The 1,160-nt window shown below is 60.7% G+C and carries 1 protein-coding gene; it reads left to right on the top strand.

Annotated elements, in window-relative coordinates:
* On the top strand, positions 1-1,160 hold a 1,160-nt coding region (tuf, locus tag JHD77_RS31760; protein WP_017001851.1), incomplete at both ends, for an elongation factor Tu.

Genomic DNA, 1,160 nt, shown 5'->3' with positions numbered 1-1,160 from the left:
CCGCACGTCAACGTCGGCACCATCGGTCACGTTGACCATGGCAAGACCACTCTGACCGCTGCACTGACCAAGGTCTGCTCCGACACCTGGGGTGGTTCCGCTCGTGCTTTCGATCAGATCGACAACGCGCCGGAAGAAAAGGCCCGCGGTATCACCATCAACACCTCGCACGTTGAATACGATTCCGCTGTTCGTCACTACGCCCACGTTGACTGCCCCGGTCACGCCGACTACGTGAAGAACATGATCACCGGTGCTGCCCAGATGGACGGCGCGATCCTGGTTTGCTCGGCTGCCGACGGCCCCATGCCGCAGACCCGCGAGCACATCCTGCTGTCCCGCCAGGTAGGCGTTCCCTACATCGTCGTGTTCCTGAACAAGGCCGACATGGTCGACGACGCCGAGCTGCTGGAACTGGTCGAGATGGAAGTTCGCGATCTGCTGAACACCTACGACTTCCCGGGCGACGACACTCCGATCATCATCGGTTCCGCGCTGATGGCGCTGGAAGGCAAGGATGACAACGGCATCGGCGTAAGCGCCGTGCAGAAGCTGGTAGAGACCCTGGACTCCTACATTCCGGAGCCGGTTCGTGCCATCGACCAGCCGTTCCTGATGCCGATCGAAGACGTGTTCTCGATCTCCGGCCGCGGTACCGTGGTAACCGGTCGTGTAGAGCGCGGCATCATCAAGGTCCAGGAAGAAGTGGAAATCGTCGGCATCAAGGCGACCACCAAGACCACCTGCACCGGCGTTGAAATGTTCCGCAAGCTGCTCGACGAAGGTCGTGCTGGTGAGAACGTTGGTATCCTGCTGCGCGGCACCAAGCGTGAAGACGTAGAGCGTGGCCAGGTTCTGGCCAAGCCGGGCACCATCAAGCCGCACACCAAGTTCGAGTGCGAAGTGTACGTGCTGTCCAAGGAAGAAGGTGGTCGTCACACCCCGTTCTTCAAGGGCTACCGTCCGCAGTTCTACTTCCGTACCACTGACGTGACCGGTAACTGCGAGCTGCCGGAAGGCGTAGAGATGGTAATGCCGGGCGACAACATCAAGATGGTTGTCACCCTGATCGCTCCGATCGCCATGGAAGATGGCCTGCGCTTCGCGATCCGCGAAGGCGGCCGTACCGTTGGCGCCGGCGTGGTTGCCAAGATCATCGA

Source organism: Pseudomonas sp. P20 (assembly GCF_016463925.1).
Classification (GTDB): Bacteria; Pseudomonadota; Gammaproteobacteria; order Pseudomonadales; family Pseudomonadaceae; genus Pseudomonas; species Pseudomonas aeruginosa.
Note: the sequence above shows the minus strand (reverse complement) of the source record. Positions and strands in the feature narration are given on the sequence as shown.